22 protein-coding genes are annotated in these 20,875 nt (G+C 60.7%); all 22 read right to left on the bottom strand.

Going from position 1 to position 20,875, the window contains the following annotated elements; all coding sequences use genetic code 11:
* Window positions 1–221: 221 nt before the first annotated feature.
* Window positions 222–3,044, bottom strand: a complete 2,823-nt coding sequence (locus O987_RS07030; RefSeq protein WP_144244901.1) for a sialidase family protein — start codon at window positions 3,042–3,044, stop codon at window positions 222–224.
* 83 nt (window positions 3,045–3,127) lie between these two features.
* Window positions 3,128–5,812 (bottom strand): host specificity factor TipJ family phage tail protein, encoded by a 2,685-nt coding sequence (locus O987_RS07025; RefSeq protein WP_043371273.1) that lies wholly within the window; start codon window positions 5,810–5,812, stop codon window positions 3,128–3,130.
* A gap of 372 nt (window positions 5,813–6,184) precedes the next feature.
* Window positions 6,185–6,676 (bottom strand): DUF1833 family protein, encoded by a 492-nt coding sequence (locus tag O987_RS07020; protein WP_043371272.1) that lies wholly within the window; start codon window positions 6,674–6,676, stop codon window positions 6,185–6,187.
* Window positions 6,677–6,678: 2 nt separating this feature from the next.
* Window positions 6,679–7,146 carry a hypothetical protein gene (locus O987_RS07015; protein ID WP_043371271.1) on the bottom strand — a complete coding sequence of 156 codons (468 nt, stop codon included), beginning with the start codon at window positions 7,144–7,146 and terminating at the stop codon, window positions 6,679–6,681.
* Window positions 7,147–9,768 carry a phage tail tape measure C-terminal domain-containing protein gene (locus tag O987_RS07010; RefSeq protein WP_043371270.1) on the bottom strand — a complete coding sequence of 874 codons (2,622 nt, stop codon included), beginning with the start codon at window positions 9,766–9,768 and terminating at the stop codon, window positions 7,147–7,149.
* Window positions 9,769–9,856: 88 nt separating this feature from the next.
* The gene (locus tag O987_RS29815) at window positions 9,857–10,036 is read right to left on the bottom strand and encodes a hypothetical protein (protein WP_419177859.1); all 180 of its coding nucleotides are present in this window, start codon (window positions 10,034–10,036) and stop codon (window positions 9,857–9,859) included.
* Entirely contained in the window at window positions 10,033–10,491 is a 459-nt protein-coding gene (locus O987_RS07005; RefSeq protein WP_043376182.1) for a phage tail assembly chaperone family protein, TAC, read from the bottom strand. Before O987_RS07005 ends, O987_RS29815 begins: the two co-directional genes overlap by 4 nt.
* Entirely contained in the window at window positions 10,488–10,988 is a 501-nt protein-coding gene (locus O987_RS07000; RefSeq protein ID WP_080731457.1) for a phage tail tube protein, read from the bottom strand. The genes O987_RS07005 and O987_RS07000 overlap by 4 nt, the downstream gene beginning before the upstream one ends.
* A 48-nt stretch (window positions 10,989–11,036) precedes the next feature.
* Window positions 11,037–11,405 (bottom strand): tail completion protein gp17, encoded by a 369-nt coding sequence (gp17, locus tag O987_RS06995; RefSeq protein WP_043371269.1) that lies wholly within the window; start codon window positions 11,403–11,405, stop codon window positions 11,037–11,039.
* Complete coding sequence (locus O987_RS06990) at window positions 11,402–11,875, bottom strand: HK97-gp10 family putative phage morphogenesis protein (RefSeq protein ID WP_043371268.1); 474 nt, start codon at window positions 11,873–11,875, stop codon at window positions 11,402–11,404. The genes gp17 and O987_RS06990 overlap by 4 nt, the downstream gene beginning before the upstream one ends.
* Window positions 11,865–12,209 carry a phage head closure protein gene (locus O987_RS06985; protein ID WP_051962131.1) on the bottom strand — a complete coding sequence of 115 codons (345 nt, stop codon included), beginning with the start codon at window positions 12,207–12,209 and terminating at the stop codon, window positions 11,865–11,867. The genes O987_RS06990 and O987_RS06985 overlap by 11 nt, the downstream gene beginning before the upstream one ends.
* The gene (locus O987_RS28645) at window positions 12,206–12,406 is read right to left on the bottom strand and encodes a hypothetical protein (protein WP_144244900.1); all 201 of its coding nucleotides are present in this window, start codon (window positions 12,404–12,406) and stop codon (window positions 12,206–12,208) included. The genes O987_RS06985 and O987_RS28645 overlap by 4 nt, the downstream gene beginning before the upstream one ends.
* A gap of 69 nt (window positions 12,407–12,475) precedes the next feature.
* Entirely contained in the window at window positions 12,476–12,835 is a 360-nt protein-coding gene (locus tag O987_RS06980; RefSeq protein ID WP_043371267.1) for a head-tail connector protein, read from the bottom strand.
* Window positions 12,835–13,131, bottom strand: a complete 297-nt coding sequence (locus O987_RS29135) for a hypothetical protein (protein WP_162473292.1) — start codon at window positions 13,129–13,131, stop codon at window positions 12,835–12,837. Before O987_RS29135 ends, O987_RS06980 begins: the two co-directional genes overlap by 1 nt.
* Window positions 13,132–13,187: 56 nt before the next feature.
* Window positions 13,188–14,552 (bottom strand): phage major capsid protein, encoded by a 1,365-nt coding sequence (locus tag O987_RS06970; protein ID WP_043371265.1) that lies wholly within the window; start codon window positions 14,550–14,552, stop codon window positions 13,188–13,190.
* A gap of 11 nt (window positions 14,553–14,563) precedes the next feature.
* Window positions 14,564–15,442 (bottom strand): head maturation protease, ClpP-related, encoded by an 879-nt coding sequence (locus tag O987_RS06965; protein WP_043371264.1) that lies wholly within the window; start codon window positions 15,440–15,442, stop codon window positions 14,564–14,566.
* A 5-nt stretch (window positions 15,443–15,447) separates the two neighbouring features.
* On the bottom strand, window positions 15,448–16,743 hold the full coding sequence (locus O987_RS06960) for a phage portal protein (protein ID WP_043371263.1): 1,296 nt from the start codon (window positions 16,741–16,743) through the stop codon (window positions 15,448–15,450).
* Between the two features lie 7 nt (window positions 16,744–16,750).
* Entirely contained in the window at window positions 16,751–18,247 is a 1,497-nt protein-coding gene (locus tag O987_RS06955) for a terminase large subunit (RefSeq protein ID WP_235214271.1), read from the bottom strand.
* Window positions 18,248–18,456: 209 nt separating this feature from the next.
* Window positions 18,457–18,945, bottom strand: a complete 489-nt coding sequence (locus O987_RS06950) for a hypothetical protein (protein ID WP_051962129.1) — start codon at window positions 18,943–18,945, stop codon at window positions 18,457–18,459.
* 136 nt (window positions 18,946–19,081) lie between these two features.
* A complete protein-coding gene (locus tag O987_RS29355) occupies window positions 19,082–19,456 on the bottom strand; it encodes an HNH endonuclease (protein WP_043371261.1) in 375 nt (124 codons plus the stop codon).
* A gap of 348 nt (window positions 19,457–19,804) precedes the next feature.
* Window positions 19,805–20,239 carry a hypothetical protein gene (locus tag O987_RS06940; protein WP_043371260.1) on the bottom strand — a complete coding sequence of 145 codons (435 nt, stop codon included), beginning with the start codon at window positions 20,237–20,239 and terminating at the stop codon, window positions 19,805–19,807.
* Window positions 20,239–20,541 (bottom strand): hypothetical protein, encoded by a 303-nt coding sequence (locus O987_RS06935; protein ID WP_144244898.1) that lies wholly within the window; start codon window positions 20,539–20,541, stop codon window positions 20,239–20,241. The genes O987_RS06940 and O987_RS06935 overlap by 1 nt, the downstream gene beginning before the upstream one ends.
* Between the last annotated feature and the right edge of the window lie 334 nt (window positions 20,542–20,875).

Genomic DNA, 20,875 nt, shown 5'->3' with positions numbered 1-20,875 from the left:
TGGATCTCAACAGTCGAAGGCTTGAAAGGTCGATTTCAGCCAATCGTTCGTTAATGGCAGCTAAGCGGTCTGTTTTTCCTTCCCCTGCCACTGGAGCAGGGCTATTCCCCTGTGCCAACCATGCAAGGTACTCAGCGTAGTCACCGTTAGAGGCGTCCTCTGGGATGACCGCATTGTCGGTAGTCCGGCACACCGAACCTGTAGATAAAACAATGTACATATCAGAGCCTCGCAGTTGCCAGAGCATGTACCCGGCAGATAGCGCCGCTTGTCACAGCAGCATTGTTGATGATGATTACCCCGCTTTGGCCGATCGCGTCTGCGATAGCTGCCACATCCGCACCTGAAGTCACATTGCGTAGATTCCCGCTGGTGCCGGTGGTAGAAAAAACTGTCACTGTTGGCTTGGCACGCATGGACACAGGGAACCTCCAAGCCATATTCACTGCAGCCGACGCCTCTGTACCGCGAGACCGTTCCTGCAACGCTCCTGCATCCGAGACAGCCCCTGGGGCATCAGGAGCGCCATAGGTCTTATTGCAGTGTCTGGCGCACAGAATCGAATCCTCAGCCACTGAACGCGGCAGCGGCTGGCTATCCACTTGCCCAAGGACTCCGTAGAACCCTTCAATGTCGATCCAGTGCTCCGCTCCTGCAACCGAAGCTCCCCCTGTCATAAGGACGGAGAACCTCATCTGCTTCGCGTCCGGTGGAATGTCGTATCGAAGAAGAGCGTGGCGCGAGTAAGAATCAACAGGCACGGCCAGATCCGAAACCGTTACGTTTGAAGTCGTGAATGCACCATTCAACGCCGTCACGGCCTGTTCGCTGGCACTTGTGGAATATCCGAACCGCACGAAAATGCCCGAATCCATACCGGCTCCGCGACGAATATCAAACCCGATAGTGATCGCCTTGCCCGCATACTCCACCGTCTCGTCCTGCTCAAACGTATAGCCGAAGTTAATCGCGCCAGCTGCATTGGTATCTCCTGCGGCGCGCTGGATTCTGGTGGCAAACCGACGCTTTACGCCGGCCACCTGAGAGACAGTCACGCCTGTCGACGGCGAACTCGTGCGCCCAAGGCTCCAACGCTCTGGCCCGAAGACCCTGCCTGCTGCAGAGTTTCGAGTCGTGCCTTCGTTCCAGATCTGGAAATCTCCGTTCACGAAGATGTTCCGCTTCGGTATGAGTCGAACCACTTCTTTCACATCGGCCGCTACTGTCGGGCTGTTCGATATCAGGACCATCTGCAGGCTGTCCTGGTCCGCACCCGCCTGCCCAGTTTCCCCCGTCTGAAATAGACCCCACCAGCGGCCCCGCTCGTCGCAGTGCATGTAAAGCGGCCCCGTGGGCCAGTACGTCATGGTTCCTAGATCTCGCCAAGGGGTGTTCCAGACTCCAATCGGATCTTCAAATGCTGCTCGTGCATTAACTTTCATGTAGAGCAGTTGGCTTCCACGATCCATCAGGATCTCGCGCGCCTGGCGAGATGGCGCGAAAAGATAGAACGATCCACGATCGTAGATCAGGGCGGGGGGATTGCGTCCAGCTGCACTGGCACTCGCAGCCCAGGGGGCCCAGTCGACCATGTTGGTCGAGGTGCTTACCAGGTAGGCAGGTGCGGTGGCGACTCGGTTGTCCCGCATCACCATCAACCACTTGTCCTCGCTACCCACTCGACACACGGAAGTTTCGGTCAAGCGCTCAGGCCCAGCGTGACTGAAGATCGATCCGTAGGTCCAACTCAGCCCGTTGTCCAGCGTGACGAAATAGCCAGTCGCGGTGTTACTTCCCGTCTGACCATAAACATAGGTAATCCAGCCGTCAGTATCGTGCCCTCCAACGGAAGCAGGGTAGTGATGTATGACACCGCCGTCTGCTGATGGAGAGCACGGCGATCCGCCCAATGCGCCCTCGGGAAGAGTCAGGATTGCTGAGCTCCAGGTCGTGCCCCAATCGTCTGAGTATAGAAACACTGGGGCGTATTGGGCAGACGGAGCACTGGCGCTGTATCGACCGGCAAATACTCCAATTCGCGTTCCGCCCATAAACGCAAAGTTCATGTTGCGCGCATCCAAGCCCGCCGGATCTTTGAAAATCACCTTCTCATCAAAAAGGGTGGAACCGGCATCAAATGTCCGAGCCATCTTGATAGAGGAAGTTGTCTCGAACGTGTGATAGCGCCCTTCACGCCAAATCAAAAGCCCCTGCGATCGATACGCAACGGGCACCGTTGAGGGCAATGGCAAGAACGCGGCATTCAGGCCACGAACGGCGTCATACCCAGCACTAATTGCCTTGAAATGTGGCGCAGGGTTTGCCCAAGGATGAGCTTGCGGTAAGTTGTGTTGGGGTATGTAGCGACCGCCAACGAGAAACGCCCCGTTGAAATAGTCGTTTCCGTTAGGCAGCGCAGTCACCGAATATGTACGCCCAAGCAGGTCAACCGGGCGACCAGTCACATGACCTTCCAGTACTGTAAAACGTGCCGTATCGTCGGTGGTGCCATCGCCTGTGGTGCCGATATCCGCAGCACTTATTGCCACCTCCTCCAGCTTGCTTTGAACTGGACGGGAAACCGCCCCTGGAAAGCCTGGCTGAAACTGCTCAAGCGCAATCAAGAAAGTAAGCGCACCTTGATCAACGCGATAGCGTGTACGAGAGCTATGGCGCATCTCGTCGCGCAACACTTCAACAATGTCGCCTTCGTTGAGCTCTGTTAGACCCTGCTCAGCTTGAGCATAGGTTTCGAAGGCTTTGACAGGACCCACAGCGCTGGCCGCAGCAACTGCACCATCGCGCGCTTCCTGGGCCTGATCCCGATAACTGCCGGCCTCTTCTGTTGCTTGCGCTACGGCTTGGCCGATGTCTAACTGCGCCTGCTGCTCAATGCCGTGCCACGTTTTGCGCACAGCTCCTTTTCGGTCAACCCAAACCTCATCCGACTGAGAGTTTGCAGCACGATCCAAGTTCTGGGCGTTATCAAACAGATCGCGCGGATCCTCGCTTCCCAAAGGGTTGCCTGTGTGGTAAGTGGTCATGTGTCCTCGCACAAAACAAAAAGCCCGCTGGGCGAACCATGCGGGCGGGTGTTGAAGATCTCTGCGGCCAGGTGGCCGCCTACTCAAAGCGGTGGCGGTGCGTTGTTGTCGTCGTCAAAGATGCGTGCGTCGTAGTTCACGCACTGCACGCTGGCTCCATCGGTGCCGCTGGGGCTGACCTTCTTGACGATGGCCGGGAAGCTCCAACGGGTGACCGGCCCGAAATACACATGGGGCGGCTCCGGCAGCTTGATCTGCGGCCACTCCTCGACCGGGATCGGGGCCAGCACCTCATAAGCGCTTGCACCTTGGGCTGCTGGCCACGGGCCGGCCAGCGTGCCGTCAGGCCTGCGGAATGCCACAACATGCGGATCTGCGGACTCCCAGCGCAGCGGCTCCGTCACCTCCAGCCGGGCCTGGCCGCCGGCATTGCTGATGCCGGTGAGCAGGGCCGACTGGCCGAAGCCGGGGATGTCATCGACCAGGCTGACAAAGTCGCCATAGCTGTTGTTCAGCGCATCCAGCTCCGTGGTGAAGCTGTAAGTCCAGCGCTCATACCGTAGCTGCCGGGCGCGGCGCATGCCGATACGCCAGGCGCGCGTGCGGTCTGTCACCCCCAGTACCTTGAGCTTTTCCAGCTTGATGCCCAGCGAGCCAGGTAGCACACAGTTCACCGTCTTGGTGTTCCAGTTGTCGCCCGCGTCGCTGAATTCCACCTCCACGCCATCGTTGTCGTCGGGCCGGATACCGCTGAACGACCGCGCAATGCCCTCCGTAGTGTTCTGCGCGCTGTAGGCATGACCGTCCTCGACCGTGCGCACGCCAGCTCGCACGGGGCGCAGCAGGCCGTCATCAATAGTCAGCTCAGCCATGCCGGCCGCCAGCACCGCCTGTAGGGCCGCAAGCACCGTGGTTTCGTCAAACACATGGTCTGCCGTTTCACCGCGAGCTATCCAGATCCCATGCAGGCGCTGCAGCTCGGCCATGTCGATGCTGTCCAGCCCATAGCCCACCGTGCTGCAGATGTGCCGCAGAGCGGCCGAGATATCCCTCGTAGGCTGCTCTGCGCTCCAGGAGCCATCGCCCTGCAGCACGGGCAGCATGCGTGTGGCCACCAGGTTCAGCTGGTTCTCCGACCTGGCAGCGATCTGCCCCAGGCCCCGCACACGCACGCTCAGCGTGGTCCAGTCCGGGTAGCTGGTGCGCGTGGGCAGCCGGGTGCGCATGGCGTACCACTGCACCTCATCGTGCACCTGCGTGCTGGTGCTCTTGGCCCCCCGGCGCCGCACTCGCACCTGCGGCCGCATGGCATAGGGCAAGGCGATGCGCTCGGTGTAGCCGATCTGGTCCATAGTGGCATCGGTGTACCACTTGACCACGCTCTGCCAGGCACCGCCGGCGGCGTAGTCCCGGTACTGGATCTCCACCCCCACGGATCTGCCCTGCACTTCCCCCTTGTCGGAGACATAGCAAAGGCCTTGGCTGAAGAAGATATCCACTTCCAGCGTGCTGGAGACCTCAGCGGCCGGGCAGCTTACAAAGGGGCCGGCCTGCTCGCCGTAGACGGTATCTGCCTGCACCGTAAAGATGGCCTTTGCCGCCGGCACCGTGCGCGGCGCAAAGCCTGCCCAGCTGCCGCCCTCGCTGGGCACCACCGTCAGCAGCTGGCCGGCCACTGCCGTCGCCGTGTAAGTACGTCCGGCACGGCACACGGCCAGCGATATCACTCCATCGGGCAGGCCGCTGATCAGCCTATAGGTGAAGCCACCCTCTCCGTCGCTGACAGGCTCAGCCAGGGTGATCATGTTGCCGGCCACGGATTCCACACGCAGCGAGCCAGTCAGCGCACCCGAAGCCGTGAGCAGCATCCACAGGGATGGCGCAATCTCGCGCCAGTCCGCAGTGAAGGTGTTGTAGGAGCCGCCCTCCTCCCCCGTCAGCAGCACCGTGGCGACCGTCACATCCTGCTCGAACATCAGCGACATCGCCGTGCCAGAGCCCCAGGCATTGGGCCAATCCACATCGGCAGTGATCTGCGCGCCGTTGAGCGCATAGCTGCTGCCCGTGGGATTGACGTTGCCCGAGTCAATGGCGCTCAGCTCAAGCCCCGCCGTGCCTGCGCTGGTGCCGCCGACCTCGGGACAGCTGTACCAGTTTTCATGCTGGGTGATGCCGCCGATATCGGCGCCAGGGCCATGCACCGTGAACTCAGCGCCCTCCAGCGTGCTCAGCGGCGTGTTGCCGATCTTGACCGTGGCCGGATCGATCTGGTACTGGCCGGGGCCGACACAGAGCAGCATCTCCAGCCATTGCTCACGCGGCGTGCTGAAGTAGCGGCGCGGCGGGGTCAGATAGTCGGGGTAGCGGATGAACTGGCCCAGCAGCTCAGGCACTACGCCATTGAGCTTTGCCGTGTTGGCCTTGCCCTCGGCCGAGCTCAGCTGCTTTCCCTGCGGCGTGTCGTAGCGCTGATTGCTGGTGGACGGGAGCAGCCAGCCAAAGAAGAAGTTGAAGATGCTGCCCACCAGCTTGAAGACGCCGCCGTGAGGGATGGGGCGAATATCAACCTGGTCTTCATTGCTGATCACCGTCTCGGCCCAGGCCTCCGCCGGCAGCAGCACGCCATTCAGGTGCAGCGTGATGGGCTGGATCTCGCGCGCCGCATAGTCAATGCCAACCGCCTCAAACCAGTCCGCAATCGTGCCCGCCCATGGGTGCGACTCCACAGGCTGGCTCGGCATCTGTCCGGGGTAAATCTTGATCGTCATAAAACAAAACCCGCGTGTAGCGGGCCTGAAATCGGTTGAGAGCAGTTAGACAAGGCCCATCGGGCTCATCGGTTTCGAGTATTCGCATCTGTCCGTCCACCTCGACAACCAGCCCCACGTGCACGCACAGGCTCGCCCTCCAGGCCGTGGCAACCGCTCCGGCCCGAGGGGCACATGGCGCGAAGCCATGCAGGGCTATGACCTGATCGACCGCGCGCGTGATACCGCGCAGCTCACCCGGCCGGGCTTCCTGCAGGGTCGGCAGCAAGGCCCGACCGAACAGTGCCGATCGCGCATCGCGCACCAGGCCCCAGCAGTCGTAGTCCACAGGGCCGCGCCCGCCGCGCACATAGCGCGTCCGCAGGAACTGCCTCATTGGTACTTGACGCCAGGCGCCTTGTCCGCCGTGTAGCGATCACGCGGCCAGGCCAGATTGAGCAGGTCGAAGTAACTGGCCTCAATCTGCAGAGCATTGCTATTCAGATCGCCACCCTGGATCAGCATCCGCTTGGGTGCGGCCGCCGGCGCCGATGCGTCAGTCGACACATACTCGCGGTAGACCACATACGAAGGCAGGCCAGAGTCGAGCGCGTCACTGATCAGGCGATGCGCCCGACCATCGACCACCCCCAGACCAAAGCGCAGGGACTGGTTTCCGACGGTGCTGCGCTCCGGCAGGGAGATCTCCAGGCCGCAGGCCTCGAAGAGTTGCGGCACACCGTCCACCCCCAGCATGAGATCTTCATAGCTGTGCGCAAGACGTATGTGCTCGCCACCCGGCAGCTCGATGTCCAGCGTACAGATGCGCACGGTCGTCACATCGTCGCCGGCATAAAGCAGCTTCAAAGCTGTACTGGTTGCCATCGCTACCCCTCCGGCCACTCTTGATTGACGGCCCGGTCGATGATGCTGGAGCCGATCACCAGTTCCGGTAGCAGACCCCAGCCAGGCGGCAGCAGCGGACGCGCCCATACCTCAATAGGAGCGGAGATCTGCCAGCGATCGATCCCCACCAAGTCGGGGCCTTCATACATGTCCATGAAACGGCAGAGCAGCTTTCCCGACCCCATGGGCGTCCTGAGCGGCATGTTGAACCACTGCACTCCATCGACCAGGGTCTCAGCAAACCATGACTCAAAGGCCTGCGCCTGCGCCTGAGTCATCAGCCATGCACACGTGTGCACACTCGGAACGCTCTTGAATTTGCGGCGCTGCCGTGCCCGGCCCGATGCCATGGTGGTACGCAACAAGGGGCTGGCGTGCCGGGTGGTATGCCCTTCACGCAGCACGCAGGGGAACCCCTGCGGCCAATCAATGTTTGAAGTGAGTGCCATCTATCGTCCTCGACGTGTCAGCCCGTAAGTTGTCTCCAGCACAGTCGCTTCGTCGCTGCCATTGCGGATATTGCGAACAAACACGTTCGTGCTATAGCTGCCGTCAGCGTTCTGCGTCTGCTCGACCTGGCCGGCCTTGCTGGCGTCCTCGATGACGTTGACGATGGGCGCGCTGCCTGCAAGCTGTGCTGCATAGTCAGCACGGGTTGCGATACGCGGCGCACCGACAACGCCTCCATTGGCATAGCCCGGCATGCTATGCAGACCGCGCCGGAATGCCTCAAACGCTGCAGGCCCACCAAGCGCGGCCATGTCGTCCTGGTTGAGAACGCCCTCGCCCGCATGCACCCAGCCTGCAATCTGCAGCCGCGCACCAGGACCGGTATAACCACCCTGATCGAAGCCCGGGATCATTGCAAGACCTTGGCTCAGGGCGACCGTACTGGCAATGCCCGCACTGGCAGGTGCCGCATTCGCACCAAACGATGCGAGCGAAGCCATGGCTGCAGCAGGCGCCCATGCTGCAGCTGTCGCAGCACCAGCAGCCACAGAAGTGGCCACGCCGGCCGCCTGCAACGTATCACCCAGCAGCTTATTGGCCACCATCTGGATGCCCATGCGGATCAGCATGCGCAGCACCTCCTCGCCAATCGAAGCGAACAGGCTCCCCACATCCATCTTGCCGGTCTTGACGAAGTTGACCAGCATGTCCTCCATGCCCGTGAAAGCCCTGGACGCGATGCCCTGTGCCTGCGAGTACATGTCGCGGGCATTTTCCAGATAGGTTGCCAACCCCGACTGAGCACCAAGCAGCCAGTTCCCCTCGCGCTCGCGCTTTTGCTGCAGAAAGTCTTCATACAGCTGCAGCTCCTGCTGCTGGGCGGTCTGCGTGATCCGAATCCGCTCAGCAAACGCGGCCTGAATACGTTGACGCTCTTTCTCAGTGTCCGCACCAATGACCGCACTTGCCTGATCCTGCTGCAGCTTTCTCAGCTCTGCCTGGTGCTGCTGCATCAGCGAGATCTTTTCGCGCAGCTCTGCGGCAGACTTGTCGCCCATCCCATAGGTCAGAAGCTCCAACTGCAGTTGCTGCTCTTTGGCGATCAAACGGTTTTGCTGCTCATAAAGAACGTTGTTGCGCTCAACAGCGGCCGCACGCGTAAGCTCAGCCTCCTTTGCCATATCGATGGCCGTGGCAAGGCCAATAGCCGAATCAAGCTGCTCCGACGACAGCTTTACACCCTTGCTTTGAATGTCGTAGAAAAGCTGCTCGTACGCAGACTTCTGCTCAATCTTGAAAACTTGATCGCGTAGGGTCTGCAGGAACTTCTCAGCTGCCTCCTGATCCTTCTGGGCCTGGGTCTTGCCTGTGGAGGACTTCTTTTCGCCATCCTTCAATTTGACTGGCCCGACAGTCCGGGGCGTCATGTCAGGAGCTGTGGACGGTGCCGCTATCGGAGGCGGATTGTTTGCCAGCCGGATAAAGTCCTGCTGGGACTTTTGCATTGCCTTGATCTGCTTGTCCAGCGCATCACGCCGCTGCTTCAGAGCCTCTGGCGAGTCGTATCCATTACCTGCAACAAACTTCCCTGGCCGCGCGATTTCCTTATTCAAGGCTGCCAGCTCAACCTGAGCGTCCTTGATACTTTCCCCCAGCCGCTCAATCGGATCTGCACTGCCGTGAAGCGCCTTTGCGAAAGTTTCCCCGACAAACTTTCCGAAATTGATGAAGTGCGTAGTTGCCGTGACCAAAGCACTCGCAAGGTCAAACACCCACTTGGTGAGCTGCGCAAATGCATCTTTGGTGGATTGCGATGAAAGGGTCTCCGAAAGCTCGTTGACCGCCTTTTTGGCTTCAGCCAAGCTGCCATCGTCTCCAGTCAGCAGCCCATTCAGGGTGTTGCGCAAGCCGTCCAGGGCGCCGCCGAAGGTATCGCGGGCAGCCTCAGCAGCCCCTCCATACGTTTCTTCCAGTGCATCAAAGACAATCTGCTGCGCTTCGGCGATACGGCCTGTTTCTTCAAGCTGCTTAGCGGCCTCAATCTGTGACTCGCTGAATTTGAAACCCTGCTTTTGCAGGCTGGACATGCCTGCGCTGGGCACGTCCAACGCACGGCCCATGGTCTCGGCGGCGGACTTCATATCCGCGCCTGTGCGGATTGAGTAGTCAGCTGCAATCTTGAGAGCCTTGGGGAGTTGCTCTCCCACAATATTGGTGAACCCCAAGAGCACGGTCTGCGCCTGGTTAAAGTCACCGGCCGAGATGGTGGTGACAGACTCCATTGCATCTGCCATCTCGTTCAAGCGGTCCTGCGAGTAGCCCGCTTGATTGCCGGTGGATTTGAGCGCGGCGGCCAGAAGCGCCTGCTCTTGCTCTGCATTGCGCGACTCGGTAATGACCTTGGAGAAAATGCTGCCCACGCTGATACCCGCCAGCGTAGCCGTCAACACGGTGCCAATCCCGGTCCAGGCCTTCTCGACTGCCTCTGCACCTGCCTTGAGCTTGCGTTCTATATCTCTGGTCTTGCGATCTGCGGCACGCTCAGCATCGGTCATGCCTTTGACAAAGCCACCGATTTTGGCGATCAGGTCGATTGTCAGTGTGCCAAGTTGCCGTGCCATGTTTCAAGCGCCCATAAAAAAACCGCCCGAAGGCGGCAGCACGATCAGTGCCATGGATAGTTAAATGATCAGTCCGGCAAGTTCCGCTTCACAGTATGCGCATGGCCTCTTCCAGGGTCAGCACACCATCGTTCGCAGAGCGCTGCCCCCATTGCGGCAAGAAGTCCTTGAACTTGGGTGCAGTGCTTGAGTTCTTGCGCGGCACTGTACAGCTGACCGCCAGAGCCATCGTGGCCCCGGCATTGGCAACATGCGGTGCAAGAGTCAGTGGGCCATGGAGCCTTCTGTACTCTTGCCAGGCCTGGACCTCTTCGAAGCTGAGGTTGCACTTCGCTTGCGCGACCGTCCAGCCGCCGACGCCGGCAAGGACAAGCTCGTGGAAGAACTCGTCGGCGGCTGAGAGTTTTTTGGGGAATTCACCTCATTGATGGCGACCACCATGGCCCAGGCCAGCAAAGGCCACAGGTTGAAGGCTTGGTCGTAGCTCAGTTGCTCCTTCTCAGCTCCGTCGCCCAGGCGAACACAGACGCTGATCATCTTGGCACCCTGGCTCCGATCAGGCTCCCCATTCAAGGCGAAGCCCTCCATCACGCCAAATGGCTGCCGCACAACCCAGATGTGGCCGCTGCGCTCCACGCCATCAGGTCCGCGCCAAGTGATCTCTTTGCGTACCGGCTTTGTATCAACAAAGCCGCCCTTTTCCATCAGGTCTTGAATGTTCATGGTGTACGGCCCTTGACCAGCCATTCCGTTGCGGTGGAGCGCTTGATCTTGACGGAGCCCTGCACAGGTGCGCCACCCGCTTCAAAGCCGGTGAAGTTCATGGCAGAGATGTGGCCGCGCCAGGTACTCCAGGTACGTGTCAAAGGCAGCTCCCAATCTTCACCAGCTGCCGCAGGAGCGGTAGGGTCGACGTCCACACCGTCGCCCCAGCCCATAGCCCACATCACTTTGGTACGCGCTTTGAACAACGCCCAGAGCTTGACATGGCTCTCATCAGCTGGATCGATGCGCACCGTGAACGTGGCATCGCCAGGAGTGATCAAGCCAGGAAATGTGGAGGTCGACTCCATCTCGTCCAGGCAAGTGTCTTCGTGCTCGGCACGCTCGTCCTCGCCGGTATCGACGGTCAGGGCACAGGCGATTTTGATGACTTCAGCAGCGCCTGCATCTTTGGGCACGAGCGCATAGAGTTGCGTGCCTTGGGGCAACATAGGCATGGCGGTTCCTTTCGGTGGTTTCCGCGCGTGGCGGGATAGGTGAAAAAATCAGGTACGGCGAACCCACCAGCTCACGTCCAGGCTGATGCGGTAGCTACGCGTTGAGGGGTCACGCCCCATATCGCGGATGGTGTTGATGTAGCAGTGCAGCTCAATCGCGTTGCGCAGGGCATCCCTCACTGCCTTGGCCGATTGGTCGGACTGTGCCCAGATGTCGATTGAGAGCTGCCCCTCATCGGCGCATGCACGGCCGGCCAGCACGTTGCTGGGCAGCAAGTCGGTGCGGAACGTCACATAGGGGTAGGCACACTCTTCATCGTCGTTCTCGCCCCAGGGGTAGATACGAGGCTCAGGGTCACCAAGCACGGCAAGCACGGCAGGTGACGCCTTCGCCACTCGGTAAAAAGGCACCGTCATCTCAGCTTGCTCACGATCTTGGTGATCTGCTTGTCCAGCTCGGTACCAAACAGATTGATGGCCTGCTCAGCCGTGGCCTGCGCCGCTGGCACTAGGAATGGCTGAGGCTTTGCCACCTCAGTGCCCAGCTCAATCAAATGCCAGTGCGGGGTGTTGCCCTTGGGCCCTGTGTCGGGGTTCCCCTTCGGGATGCGGCCCTTTTCAGTGCCAACGCCCACGCTGATCATCAGGTCGCCAGTGCGCTTGTAGTGGCGGCTGCGAAATCGCTGGATGATGTTGTCCGAGATCTTGCGGCCCGTTTCAGCATCATCAATGCTCTCAGCATTGACCTTGGCTTGCCTGCGCACCACGCTTGCTGCCTTGCCCAGCGCAGACCTACCAGGCTTGAGCTGCAGCTCGCGCGGCAATGCAAGCAATCGCTTGCGCAGCTCACCCGCGCCGCTCAGAGTGAATTGAACGTCATTTGCCATCGTTCACGCCCTCGCTGACTGGGTGGGTCTGATACTCGTGGCCGTTCTTCTTGTCAGAAAGTGCGGCCGCGATGCGATAGATGCTGCCGTCATCGCCGACAAAGCGCATGCCGCGTTTCACGCGCGGGTCGCGGTACGTGACGATGTGAGCCGATATTTCGCTCTGCTCTGCTGCAGCCGCAATGAATGCCCGGACACTCAGGGGCTCAATGCGCGCCCAGAGCTTTCCGATCTCGATCCAGGCCTCATTGATGACTGCACCGGAGTCAGGGTCACGGCCGGTCTGCCGCTGCTGCAGACTGAGCAGATGGGTGAGAGAGCCGGCGCGAATCATCCGAGCGTCCTCCCATCAAGGCCCACATTGGTGGGCAGTTCCTGCTCTGCGTAGTCCAGCGCAATGACTTCGGCCAGTTGCTCAATCGACTGGGCCAGGCGATTGACCGCCTGCGTCTGAGCCTGGATCTGCATCACCAGTTGCTGCTGGCTCTGCAGGAGCTGGCGCATCTGCAATGCCGAGGATTTGTTTCGCACGATTCAAACTCTCTTTCCCCCACTTCAGCATCCACTGCCGGCGGGCTTCGCAATCAGCACAAGCCATGATCAAGCTCCCATGCGGCGCAGAGGCAGCAAACATGCTTTGGCGCCCGTAGGCAACTGCGAAGTGATAGTCCCAGTCACGACCTCTTCGCGGTTGGCAAATAGATCGCCCAACGTCAACAGGATGCCGGCCCGGACCATGTCCATATCGTCATCCGCCGCTAGGAGCGGACATGGCCGAGCAGTACCCGCAGCTACAGCAGCGTCCAGCTCGGCCTGCGTGGAGAAGACATCACGATCCAGGAATGCCAAGGCCATCCGAGTAGCGGCATTAAGCTTGAGCTGGATATCGCTGTCTTCATGGGCATGCGTGACACGCAGATGGGCCTTGGCCTGCCCCAGGGTGACAAGCTCAATGGCCATTACTTACCGCTCCTCTTGCCGCCTGCAGGCTTCTCGGCCTCGACAGCCGGGGCGACAGGTTCAGCTGCATCGGCCGCATCGGGCGCTTCGGGCGCTTCGGGCGCTTCGGGCGCTTCGGGCGCTTCGGGCTTCAGCGTATCCGCAGATACGCCTGTGCCGCCCTCACCTTCAATCTCGATCAAGCCCTTGGCCTTGAGCTGAGCAGCATGCATTTCGCTGACAGAAAACACATCGCCTGGCTTTTTGCTGCCGTTGTGTTCAAAGCCCGACACGGCCTTCACAGTTACTTGTTTCATGAAACTCTCCTGTACTTGCGAGCAGTGCACACGTGTGCACTGCTCTACCGCTTCAATCAAGGGGTGGGAGTGGGACCGACGCCCGTGAAGTCGCCCTTGACGAATGCCTCAGGACGGAAGACCGTCAGGCCAACGCGCTCTTCGGCCAGGATGGTGACCATGTTCTTGACGAAGTTGTCGCCGTCCTGGTTGCTCACAGAGACGTTCGCGTCTTCACGGTCCCAGCCCTGCGCGCCCAGTGCAAACGCACCGGCCAGGAAATCGTTCTTGGTCATGCTCTGCGAAGAGACCACAGGGCGACCCCACAGACCAGGCACGGCCAGACCATGCGGCGTAGCGAACAGGTAGGCGTTGTCCTTGGTCTTGGTCAGCTCGATCTGGGTCCAGTCGATGGGGTTGAGCACGAGACCGTCAGCGGTGTACTCGGCCAGCTCAGCCTGCAGCATCGCGATGCGCAGACGGTCCAGCATGGTTTCATCCTGCACGACGACGCCCGGATTGGAGTAAGCCGAAGCCTGGGTCCAGATGCCATTGATGTTCAGGCCGACGCCAGAGCCCTTGAGCAGTTGAGCCTCTTCTTTCAGCTTCAGGCCGTAGATCAGGCGCCCATCGACATACGCCTGGAGCATGGGCACATCAGACAGGACCTGCTTGGAAGCCTTGATCCAGTGAGCGATGGTCGCCACCTTGGCCGAGTCCATCTCGAACGCCAGATCAGACTGTGGCTTCGGATTGCTCGGGTTCTCGGCAACGACATCGGCATTGTTCGTGAAGCCCGTTTCACGAACGTATTCGATATCAGGCGACGTTGTAGTACCCCAGTTCAGCAGATCGCGAACAAACAGTCGCTGCTGCGGCGCGGCAACGATGCCAGGCACGCGAGTGGGCTGAATCAGGCTACCCGCAGAGTCCGGGGCACCAGACACTGCGTTGTGGATAGAGCCGATCTTGACCGAGACAGCGCCGCGCAGGCTGGGGTTGAAGCCAATCAGCGCTTCATTGCTGATGACCTTCTCGCCCAGGGTCTGAGGTCGACCAGAACCACTTCCGCCGTTTTGCAGCGTTGCAAGTGCTTGCTCTGCGGCCTGCAGCCGCGCTTGCAAAGAGCCTTGCTCCACCAGCATCTTGTCCACGCTGGCCTTGGTCTCAGCCGTCATGGTGCCGTGATTTTTCAGCTCCTTCTGGGTTGTTTCCGCGTAGGCTTTGAGCTGGTCGCCCACGCTTTTGAGGTCCGCCTGGACCTGCTTGTATTCCTGCTCCACGCTGACCGAGCCGGCAAAGCCGAGCATCGACAGGCCTGCGAAGACATCGGGGTGAGCAGCGATAAAGCCGGGAACATCCACGCCAGCAGCCTGAGCTGCCACAGATGCGACGGTGAGTGCGGCGAGGACCGCGACGGAGATAAAACGAGACTTTTTCACGGTAGTACCTTTCAGAGTGAGGCGAAGCAATTGGCAAGAGAGCCCGACAGTGCGGACGCTCCACCGGTGGCAAAAGCAGCTGTTGGGGAGCCGCGCTCGGTGGGATCTCCCTCACCGCTGCCGGCGGGATCACCCACGCCGGACTTGAACTCGCTGATGAGGCGCATGGCCTCGGACTTAGGCAAGCCGCTGGCCCGCAGGGCCGCCTCCAGCCGGCGGGCAGCATTGGCTTGTGCCTTCGCACCGCCCTGGCTAACCTGGTCGGACGGCAGCAGCTCATCAGCAAAGCCCTGGTCTATGGCGCTGCTGCCACCGATCCAGGACTCCGCGTCCATGAGCTTGCCCATGGCTTTGACGTCAGCGCCGGTGCGCGCCGAGTAGATATCAGCCAGAGCCGAATCGAATGGCTCCAGCCAGTCTGCCAGCTCGCGGTAATCGTTGCGATTGCCTGCCGCGACGGTCCAGACGTTGTGCACCATGAAGAAGCCGGCCCGCGCAATCTGCACCGTGTCGCCGGCCATGGCGATGATGCTGGCGGCCGAAGCGGCCAGGCCCAGCACTTTGACCGTCACTTCGCCCTGGTGCTCGCGCAGCAGGTTGTAGATGGCCAAGCCCTCGAAGACATCGCCGCCGGGGCTGTTGACGTTCACGGTGACAGGGCCGGCACCAAGGGAGCGAAGCGCCCCAGCGATTCGCCGTGCCGTCACGCCATCGCCCGTCCAGTAGTCGTAGCCGATGACGTCATAGATGCTGATGCTGCGATCCTCACCTTCATCAACCGCAGCCTGCACGCCAGGATTCCAACGATCGAACGCACGGGGAAGGATTTCGCTGCGCACGCCGGCGCTCGGGCGGCCCGTTGGGGCGCCCGGAAGGGATTTCATGCTCATGGTGTTTAGCCTTTCAGGGGCTCAGGTTCAGCAGCCAGCAGCTGCCGTAACAGCGCAACCGCCTGCGCATCAGGGTTGACTTGGCCGAGGCCGTCCAGGGTCGTCATGGCTGACTGCACGGTCAGCACGGCGGCGTTGCCGCCCATCGGTTCACGGTCCTCCAGCGCCCGGACCTCATCGCGGGTGAGGATGCCGTTGTTGACCATGGCCGTGTAGAAGGCAGCACGCGCCGCACTGTCGCCGCGCAGCAGACCCTCCACGGCAAACTTGGCGTAGTAGCGCAAGCGCTCAGCGGGGTTGAGTAGGTCCTTGCTGATCGACTGTTCAATGCGGCGCAACCAGGGCGCCAGCGTGAAGACCAGGAAGGCAATCATTTGCTGCTCGATGCCGCTGCCCCAACTGGTAGTCTTTTCGGTATGACCGACCATCCAGGGCGGCACGCGGAACCAGCGACAGATTTCCTCAACACTCCAGCCCCTGGACTCCAGCAACTGCACATCTTTGGGATTGATGCTCAGTGTCTTGGCTTCGATGCCGCCTTCCAGCAGAGGTGTCATGCCCTGGTCGATCAGGCCCATTACGTTCTCGCGGAATTCCTTGCGCCGATCTTCTTTGAGCCAATCCTTGAAGGAGTAGTAGAGGTTCTGCAGGGCACCGTTGCGGAACGCCCGTCCTGCCGCGCGCTCTGCAGCACCCGCCTGACCGAACACTGCAGAGCCGTACTGCACGACGCTGACACCGTTCTCACCATCCAGCGAGAAGCCGGGAACCGTCCACACCTTGCTGGCAGGAATCAGCCGCTGCCGATTCCACTTATCCCTGTAGCGCCATTCGGTCACGACGCTGCCATCCTTTCTGTTTGGCGCCAGGCGGTCTGGGTCAAGGTACACCAGGCCGACCAGGCGGCCGTTGAACTCCAGGCGCTCGGCCCGGCCAGCACCGCGCAGCAGCATGGCGGCCACCATGGCTTCCCAGAATACGGCAGCCGTCGCATCCGGGTTCGGCATGTCGTGGACGATCAGGTGCAGCGGATGCTGAGGAGCGACACGCTTACCCTTGCTGTCCTTCTCATAGATGCTGAGTGGCAGCGTGGCAATCGTCTCCGCAATCAGCCGCACGCACGACCAGACAGCCGAGAGCTGCAGCATCGTGCGCGGGCTGACTGTCATGCCCGTATCGAGATCCACGCCGAAGATGGCCGCCGTGCCTGGTGCGTCGCTGATGCTCACGGACTTGCCCAGCAGCGCATCGACAGCAGCGCGAACGCGGCCATGCCGCCGCTGATGCAGTTGTGATTTCATTGATCGCTCATTTCGTTGTTGGGCTGGAGAAGAAGCCGTCCTCGTCCCCGCTGTCGTCGGGTGCAGCCATACGCCCCAGGGCCATCACTGCGGCCACGATGCCGTCAATGCGGCCGTTTTCCTTGCTGGCCTTTTTGTTGGGCCGGTAGTTGCCATTGGTATCGAACAGCAGCGACACGTTGCCCGCGCAGTAGCGCAGCACCGGATTGCCGCCATGGGCGAGCAGGCCGCCATAGACCAAGCGCTCCAGCTCTTTGCTACCGGGCCCCATGCCGCCCGTGTTCTGCGGGATGTTGACCATGGGGAGGTCTTCGGCCAGCAGATCGTTGACCAGCTGCTGGGCGTTCCAGTCGTCAAAGCCCAGTTGCTCGATGTCGTAGTCCTTGCCGGCCTGCACAACCACGTCATGCACCGCGTCGTAGTCGGTGACGTTGCCGGGCGTCACAGTGAGCCAGCCTTCTTCGGCCCACTGCTTGTACGCAGCCTCGTCCTCCTCTTCATGCTCCAGCTTGGACTCTGGAACCCAGAACCACGCCAGGATGTGCACCGTGGTTTCGCCTTCGAGTGGCGGGAACACAAGCACGAATGCAGTCAGGTCGCGCACGCTAGCCAGGTCCAAGCCGCCAAAGCAGCGCCGGCCCTTGAGCATGTCGCGGTTGAATGGCTTGCCGCCCTTGTCCCAGACCTGGATGTCAAACCAGCCTTCGGCGTTGTTGCACCAGATGTTCAGGTCTTTGGTCAGGAAGTTGGCGCGGGCACCAGGCAGCGCCTTGGCCTTGCGGGCCTGCGTGCGCATGTAGTCCCACATCTTGCTGCGGCCCAGACCTGGATTCGCCTTCGGCCAGTTACGCTCGTCGTAGTAGTCGTCTCCCGCGTCCAGCGTGTAGATGTAGCCGAACATGGAGTCGTCCAGCCGCCGGCCCTCCAGCACTCCCACCAGGTAGGTGCGGATCTCCACGCAGATGCCGTTGAGGATGAACCCTGCCGTGGTGATAGCCGACAGCAGAGGATCTTCCCGGGCGCCAAGAGCGGACTCCATCACGTCCCAAACCTCGCGCGTGGCCGCAGCGTGCAGCTCGTCGTACAGGATGGCGTAAGGGTTCAGGCCGTCCAGGTGCTCGGCGTTCGCTGGCAAGGGGGCGAAGACATTGCTGTCGCCGCACTGCACCTTCTCTTGGTTCAGGCCCTCGAAGACCTTGAAGGATCGCTTCGCACCAGGACTGCGACGGCACCAGCGTTTGATGTTGTCGAACGCAGGCTTGAACACAGTCATGGCCTGTGCGCGGGTGGTTGCTACTGCATAAACCTCTGCGCCACCCTGGCCCGCCATCGAGAACAGGTAAGCCCCCTGCGGCCCCTTCCATGTGCTCTTGCCATTCTTTCGTGCCACCTCCTCATAGGCCCGCGTGAACCTGCGCAGCAGAGTTCCTTCGCGACGCCAGCCATACAACACCGCCGTCCAGAACTTCTGCCATGGGTCCAACAGGATGGGCTTGCCCGCCAATGGCCCTTTGATATGAACAAAGAACTTCTCGATGTACTCAACGGCATGCCAACCAAAATCTGGGCGAAAAACCAGACCGCGCGCACCTCCTTCTTTCAGGTCACGGTAATGCCTCAACACTGCCAAGTAAGTGAACTTACCTGTCGGGATTTCATTGCGCAGAACGGGCAATCCGTACTCAACATCAAACTGCTGCAACTGCTCCGGGATCAGTGCATCGACTTGTCGCCGGGTAAGCTGGTAGCGTGGCTTACGAGCGCGCCGAACAGATCGTCCTGCTGCACTCCCGGCCCCACGTCCTTGCGCACGCGCGCCAGCGACGGGATTGTCAAACATGCCTTGGGTAGCCACTGGCCTAGCTCCATTTTCAAGCGGGCCTCATCCTTGGCCCAGGGCATCTCTGTCACCCATCCAGTCTTCGAGGTCTGGGTCCTGCCCTTCTCTTCACACAGCGCACAGGCTTTCAGCCAGTTGGCGAAGGTGCGAACAATGACCGCGATGGGAAGTCCTGCGGTCAGGTGCTCGATGCCGGCACGGCGGAGCGACTCGCAGATGTACTCGTAAAGCTGCTGCTCGTCCTCGCTGAGCCTGATCAGCTCCGGCGCAGCAGGAGATTCGATTTTTCCTGGCTGGCCAGCCACGAACCCAGCACCTACAGCTGGGGGCTGGACCGCGAACTCGTCAGCGTTATCTGCCATGACTACTCCACTAAACCCCCGGGGGGTAGTTATTGATTCCCATAAAAGTTCGTCTGGGGGCTCGGTTTCCGGTCGGGTCGAGGTGAACTTTTTTCACCCCCCTCCCCCTGCCCGCGTTTTCAAATGAGAATCCCTCTCATTCGCCTCGATATCCGGCCCATGACCGTTTGACGCCGCGCGCCCGCTCGGCCTTGGACTTGATGTCGTGGCAGTCGTCACACAGGGGCTGCACGTTGTCCTCGGTGTCGGTGCCGCCCTCTTCCAGGGACTGGATGTGATCGCGCTGGGTCGCCAGCTTGACCACGCCATTGCGCCGACACTCACGGCACAGCGGCTCGCGCGCAAACAGTTCGGCGCGTAGACGCTGCAGAGGCCTGCCCGTGATGCGCTTGGCAGCGGTGGGCTTCTTGGTCCACGACTGCTTCGGGTGCTTTGGACATCGGCCCGTGCCATCGCGGACCAGCACGCCACAGCCAGGATGAGAGCAAGGGCGCGGGGCAGCTGACGGCACGGTGATGTCTCCTGAATATTTGCTGGTTACGGCTCCAGCGTTGATGGCGCAACCGTTGAGTGGTCTCGCATTCAAGTGCCAACCTCAAATGCTGTGTCGTTCACCCAGACACACGGCCCCTAGCGCTCTAGGCATCGCGGTAATGGGAAGGCCCGGCATTGCTCCACCTCTGTGGTGCCAGTTGGTTTTTATTGCTCGTACCTCAGCGAGCTATTGGGGCTTGAGGATTCCGGCTCAAGCGCACCCAAAAGAAAACCCCGCACAGCACAAACTGGCGGGGTTATCGGGGCATGCGTTCAGTGGTTCGGGTCACTGAGCACTAGCTTGCCTGAAATGTAGCGCAACTCTCTATGGTGTCAAACTCCCCTGCTTTGCCATGTACTCGCGGCCACGGGCCAGTGCCTCCTTCTCTTCCCTCATCCTGGCCTGCTCCTGCAACCAGCCAGCAATGAAGTGGTCTGCCTGGTCGAAGTGCGCGTGAATGGTGCTAGGGCTTTTGCCTGTGCTGCGGGCGATCAGCTGCACGCCCAGATCCTGCAGATAGTAGGCATGAAGCGTCTGATACAGGTGGATCTTTCCTGGCTTCAACGCCTCCACCGCCTGGTCAGTCTCTTCGCCTTCCTGGTCGATGTGCGGGATCATGCTGCCGTTGTAGCTGTTGCGGCTCCACACATCCACAGCCAGCACATTCACCGAATGAAAGCCCAGCCCGGTGCTGTTGAGCCGAGCTTTCCACAGCGCCCAGTTATCCAGCCTGCGCTTGATGTGCTCGATACGCGCCATCAGTTGCCTCCCTTCACGGGCTCACGCATGAACCCGGCAAAGCTGGCCCCCAGCAAGATGGCTGCCTGCTGAATCTGTGCGACCGTGCGCTTGCCGCCATCAATCACCGCACCAACTGCATCCACAGGCCACGGCGTGCCAAGCACCTTGCCGTTCTCGATGGCATAGAACCATCCGGGCTCGCCCTTGAGTGCGCGGCGGATGCACTGGTCCACATAGTCCCGGCCCCACTCCACACGCTTTTGGTCCACCCAATCCGCCGTTTCCGGCATGGCGTCTCTCAAACTGGCTGGTTTATTCATGCCGCAACTCCCCAACTGTGCATACGTGTGGACGAGGGGTGGACGGAGGGTGGACGGCGCAAACCCGCGCCAATCCTCAATCCGTCCATTCGTCCATACTGACCACCCAAAAAATAAAAAAAATGTTCCGCGTACGCGCACAGACACGCGTGCGCCTGTCCGCACACACGCTCATGTGTGTGGGTACGCGCCTTGAGGTGGACGGGTGGACGGATCTCTAAAAACTGTTGAATTTCAACAGCTTGCGCCGTCCACCCCCCATGGACGGAGGGTGGACGGAGGTGGACGGGGAGGACGGCGGTGGCGACATGACCGGCTGCGCGGATGCATGCGC

Origin of the sequence: Comamonas testosteroni TK102 (assembly GCF_000739375.1) — a bacterium.
Taxonomy (GTDB): Bacteria; Pseudomonadota; Gammaproteobacteria; order Burkholderiales; family Burkholderiaceae_C; genus Comamonas; species Comamonas brasiliensis.
The sequence above is the reverse complement of the archived record's forward strand: the minus strand, read 5'-3'. Positions and strand labels throughout refer to the sequence as shown.

Coding starts and splice junctions, on each gene's coding strand:
- O987_RS07000 (WP_080731457.1), bottom strand. CDS start 10,988: ATGCCTATGTTGCCCCAAGGCACGCAACTCTATGCGCTCGTGCCCAAA.
- O987_RS07020 (WP_043371272.1), bottom strand. CDS start 6,676: ATGGCAACCAGTACAGCTTTGAAGCTGCTTTATGCCGGCGACGATGTG.
- O987_RS07030 (WP_144244901.1), bottom strand. CDS start 3,044: ATGACCACTTACCACACAGGCAACCCTTTGGGAAGCGAGGATCCGCGC.
- O987_RS06990 (WP_043371268.1), bottom strand. CDS start 11,875: ATGGCAAATGACGTTCAATTCACTCTGAGCGGCGCGGGTGAGCTGCGC.
- O987_RS06985 (WP_051962131.1), bottom strand. CDS start 12,209: ATGATTCGCGCCGGCTCTCTCACCCATCTGCTCAGTCTGCAGCAGCGG.
- O987_RS06960 (WP_043371263.1), bottom strand. CDS start 16,743: ATGAAATCACAACTGCATCAGCGGCGGCATGGCCGCGTTCGCGCTGCT.
- O987_RS29135 (WP_162473292.1), bottom strand. CDS start 13,131: ATGAAACAAGTAACTGTGAAGGCCGTGTCGGGCTTTGAACACAACGGC.
- O987_RS06950 (WP_051962129.1), bottom strand. CDS start 18,945: ATGGCAGATAACGCTGACGAGTTCGCGGTCCAGCCCCCAGCTGTAGGT.
- O987_RS07015 (WP_043371271.1), bottom strand. CDS start 7,146: ATGGCACTCACTTCAAACATTGATTGGCCGCAGGGGTTCCCCTGCGTG.
- O987_RS07005 (WP_043376182.1), bottom strand. CDS start 10,491: ATGAACATTCAAGACCTGATGGAAAAGGGCGGCTTTGTTGATACAAAG.
- O987_RS06935 (WP_144244898.1), bottom strand. CDS start 20,541: ATGAATAAACCAGCCAGTTTGAGAGACGCCATGCCGGAAACGGCGGAT.
- O987_RS07025 (WP_043371273.1), bottom strand. CDS start 5,812: ATGACGATCAAGATTTACCCCGGACAGATGCCGAGCCAGCCTGTGGAG.
- gp17 (WP_043371269.1), bottom strand. CDS start 11,405: ATGACGGTGCCTTTTTACCGAGTGGCGAAGGCGTCACCTGCCGTGCTT.
- O987_RS06940 (WP_043371260.1), bottom strand. CDS start 20,239: ATGGCGCGTATCGAGCACATCAAGCGCAGGCTGGATAACTGGGCGCTG.
- O987_RS06965 (WP_043371264.1), bottom strand. CDS start 15,442: ATGAGCATGAAATCCCTTCCGGGCGCCCCAACGGGCCGCCCGAGCGCC.
- O987_RS07010 (WP_043371270.1), bottom strand. CDS start 9,768: ATGGCACGGCAACTTGGCACACTGACAATCGACCTGATCGCCAAAATC.
- O987_RS06980 (WP_043371267.1), bottom strand. CDS start 12,835: ATGGCCATTGAGCTTGTCACCCTGGGGCAGGCCAAGGCCCATCTGCGT.